Here is a 4151-nt window from a genome sequence, read left to right as displayed (position 1 = left end):
TACGTCGTAGTCCGGATTGGAGTCTGCAACTCGACTCCATGAAGTCGGAATCGCTAGTAATCGTGGATCAGAATGCCACGGTGAATACGTTCCCGGGCCTTGTACACACCGCCCGTCACACCATGGGAGTGGGCTGCACCAGAAGTAGATAGCTTAACCTTCGGGAGGGCGTTTACCACGGTGTGGTTCATGACTGGGGTGAAGTCGTAACAAGGTAGCCCTAGGGGAACCTGGGGCTGGATCACCTCCTTAACGATATGACCTGCTGTTTTATGCAGTGTCCACACAGATTGCTTGGTTAAAATGTAAAAGAACGTGAAAGACTTGGGTCTGTAGCTCAGGTGGTTAGAGCGCACCCCTGATAAGGGTGAGGTCGGTGGTTCGAGTCCACTCAGACCCACCACTTTCTCTCCCAGAGAAAGTGTGTGAGAGTTTTTCAAACGTTGGGGTTATAGCTCAGCTGGGAGAGCGCCTGCCTTGCACGCAGGAGGTCTGCGGTTCGATCCCGCATAGCTCCACCACTCTTTAAGCGCATTTCTTGATGAAATGAGTGTCCTTAAAAAGTGGAAACCTTTTCGAAGGTCAACACATGTTCTTTAACAATCTGGAAAGCTGACTAGTAAATTGAATCTTTTGATTGGATTACAATTGTATCTTGCTTATTTTATTGAGAGCTAGATACGAGTTCTCAAAACAAACACATTCAAGTGTCTTGTGTAAGAGTCCGGCGAAAACAAATAATTCTCTTTAAGTAGAGAGTGAACCTTGGTTGTTGCCATACGAAACCTCTTGGGGTTGTATGGTTAAGTGACTAAGCGTACACGGTGGATGCCTGGGCAGTCAGAGGCGATGAAGGACGTATTAACTTGCGATAAGCGTAGATTAGGCAGTAAAAGCCACCTGAGTCTACGATTTCCGAATGGGGAAACCCAGCTGCATAAGCAGTTATCGTTACATGAATACATAGTGTAACGAGGCGAACCGGGGGAACTGAAACATCTAAGTACCCCGAGGAAGAGAAATCAACCGAGATTCCGGCAGTAGCGGCGAGCGAAACCGGATTAGCCCTTAAGCGGCTTTAGCGTTAGGTGAAGGTGTTGGAAAACACAGCGATACAGGGTGATAGCCCCGTAACCGACAGCGCTTTAGTCGTGAAATCGAGTAGGACGGGACACGTGATATCCTGTTTGAACATGGGGGGACCATCCTCCAAGGCTAAATACTCCTGACTGACCGATAGTGAACCAGTACCGTGAGGGAAAGGCGAAAAGAACCCCTGTGAGGGGAGTGAAATAGAACCTGAAACCGTGTACGTACAAGCAGTAGGAGCACCTTCGTGGTGTGACTGCGTACCTTTTGTATAATGGGTCAGCGACTTAATTTTAGTAGCAAGGTTAACCGATTAGGGGAGCCGTAGGGAAACCGAGTCTTAACTGGGCGTACAGTTGCTAGGATTAGACCCGAAACCAGGTGATCTAGCCATGGGCAGGTTGAAGGTGAGGTAACACTTACTGGAGGACCGAACCGACTAATGTTGAAAAATTAGCGGATGACTTGTGGCTAGGGGTGAAAGGCCAATCAAACCTGGAGATAGCTGGTTCTCCCCGAAAGCTATTTAGGTAGCGCCTCGGACGAATACTACTGGGGGTAGAGCACTGTTAAGGCTAGGGGGTCATCCCGACTTACCAACCCTTTGCAAACTCCGAATACCAGTAAGTACTATCCGGGAGACACACGGCGGGTGCTAACGTCCGTCGTGGAGAGGGAAACAACCCAGACCGCCAGCTAAGGTCCCAAAGTTATAGCTAAGTGGGAAACGATGTGGGAAGGCTCAGACAGCCAGGATGTTGGCTTAGAAGCAGCCATCATTTAAAGAAAGCGTAATAGCTCACTGGTCGAGTCGGCCTGCGCGGAAGATTTAACGGGGCTAAGCTATACACCGAAGCTGCGGCAATGGAAACGGGTTAATATTCCCGTACTGCTTGCAACTGCGATGGGGGGACGGAGAAGGCTAGGTGGGCTTGGCGACGGTTGTCCAAGTTCAAGGGTGTAGGCTGTAATCTTAGGCAAATCCGGGATTACACTAGGCTGAGACCCGATGTCGAGTCACTACGGTGATGAAGTCATTGATGCCATGCTTCCGGGAAAAGCCTCTAAGCGATAGGTTGTAAGCAATCGTACCCCAAACCGACACAGGTGATCAGGTAGAGAATACCAAGGCGCTTGAGAGAACTCGGGTGAAGGAACTAGGCAAAATGGTACCGTAACTTCGGGAGAAGGTACGCTNCYGACGGTGATGAGACTTGCTCTCTAAGCTGTCGGNAGTCGCAGATACCAGGTGGCTGCAACTGTTTATTAAAAACACAGCACTGTGCAAAATCGAAAGATGACGTATACGGTGTGACGCCTGCCCGGTGCCGGAAGGTTAATTGATGGGGTTAGTCNTNRGNCGAAGCTCTTGATCGAAGCCCCGGTAAACGGCGGCCGTAACTATAACGGTCCTAAGGTAGCGAAATTCCTTGTCGGGTAAGTTCCGACCTGCACGAATGGCGTAATGATGGCCACGCTGTCTCCACCCGAGACTCAGTGAAATTGAAATCGCAGTGAAGATGCTGTGTACCCGCGGCTAGACGGAAAGACCCCGTGAACCTTTACTACAGCTTGGCACTGAACATTGACCCTACATGTGTAGGATAGGTGGGAGGCTTCGAAGCGCAGTCGCTAGATTGCGTGGAGCCGTCCTTGAAATACCACCCTTGTATGCTTGATGTTCTAACGTCGCCCCCTYATCGGGGGTGCGGACAGTGCCTGGTGGGTAGTTTGACTGGGGCGGTCTCCTCCCAAAGCGTAACGGAGGAGCACGAAGGTGGGCTAATCACGGTCGGACATCGTGAGGTTAGTGCAATGGCATAAGCCCGCTTGACTGCGAGAATGACAATTCGAGCAGGTGCGAAAGCAGGTCATAGTGATCCGGTGGTTCTGAATGGAAGGGCCATCGCTCAACGGATAAAAGGTACTCCGGGGATAACAGGCTGATACCGCCCAAGAGTTCATATCGACGGCGGTGTTTGGCACCTCGATGTCGGCTCATCACATCCTGGGGCTGAAGTCGGTCCCAAGGGTATGGCTGTTCGCCATTTAAAGTGGTACGCGAGCTGGGTTTAGAACGTCGTGAGACAGTTCGGTCCCTATCTGCCGTGGGCGTTGGATGATTGAAGGGGGCTGCTCCTAGTACGAGAGGACCGGAGTGGACGAACCTCTGGTGTTCGGGTTGTCACGCCAGTGGCATTGCCCGGTAGCTAAGTTCGGAATCGATAAGCGCTGAAAGCATCTAAGCGCGAAGCGAGCCCTGAGATGAGTCATCCCTGATACTTTAAGTATCCTAAAGGGTTGTTGGAGACTACGACGTAGATAGGTCAGGTGTGTAAGTGCTGCGAGGCATTGAGCTAACTGATACTAATTGCCCGTGAGGCTTAACCATACAACACCCAAGGGGTTTTTACGGACTCCACGAAACACTTGAATGGTGTTTGAGAACTGGTCAGATTTTCCCAGATTGCTATTTACTGCCTTGAGGCAGTGAATAAAACAGAATTTGCTTGGCGACCATAGCATTATGGACCCACCTGATCCCATGCCGAACTCAGTAGTGAAACGTAATAGCGCCGATGGTAGTGTGGGGTTTCCCCATGTGAGAGTAGGACATCGCCAGGCTTTAATTTCGACTGATCTCGTCAGAGATGAGTCACCATAAAGTTTTAAGTATAAACTTGGAATTTTATGTTGACTTTCAAAGTGGAAAGCGTATTATACGCCTCCTGCTTCAGCATTAAGTGCTTGAAAGCAATGTTCTTTAACAATTTGACCATGCAATCTGTGTGGGCACTCGTGAAAAAGTTAAGTCAAAAGATTTATCAATGAACTGAGTGACCAATACAAAGTAACGTAAGTTATTTTGGCACAGTCAATTCGAATGTCATGACTAGCTTCTAGTTATTGATGTTCAATCAGTATTCGTTGAGCCGGTCGAGAGACCACAAAAATTCTAATTGAAGAGTTTGATCATGGCTCAGATTGAACGCTGGCGGCAGGCCTAACACATGCAAGTCGAGCGGCAGCGACAACATTGAGTCTTCGGATGATTTGTTGGG

General features: G+C 49.6%; 2 tRNA genes and 3 rRNA genes. All 5 read left to right on the top strand.

Annotated elements, in window-relative coordinates:
- Positions 1 to 252 (top strand): 16S ribosomal RNA (locus tag L4D09_RS00350); the annotation flags it as partial.
- 74 nt (positions 253 to 326) lie between these two features.
- Positions 327 to 403: transfer RNA gene (locus tag L4D09_RS00345), tRNA-Ile, on the top strand.
- A gap of 42 nt (positions 404 to 445) precedes the next feature.
- Positions 446 to 521: transfer RNA gene (locus L4D09_RS00340), tRNA-Ala, on the top strand.
- Positions 522 to 801: 280 nt separating this feature from the next.
- Positions 802 to 3481: ribosomal RNA gene (locus tag L4D09_RS00335) — 23S ribosomal RNA — on the top strand.
- A 117-nt stretch (positions 3482 to 3598) separates the two neighbouring features.
- Positions 3599 to 3714 (top strand): 5S ribosomal RNA (gene rrf / locus L4D09_RS00330).
- The last annotated feature ends 437 nt before the right edge of the window (positions 3715 to 4151 follow it).

The sequence above is a fragment of the Photobacterium makurazakiensis genome (genome assembly GCF_050336715.1).
GTDB lineage: Bacteria > Pseudomonadota > Gammaproteobacteria > Enterobacterales > Vibrionaceae > Photobacterium > Photobacterium makurazakiensis.
Note: the sequence above shows the minus strand (reverse complement) of the source record. Positions and strands in the feature narration are given on the sequence as shown.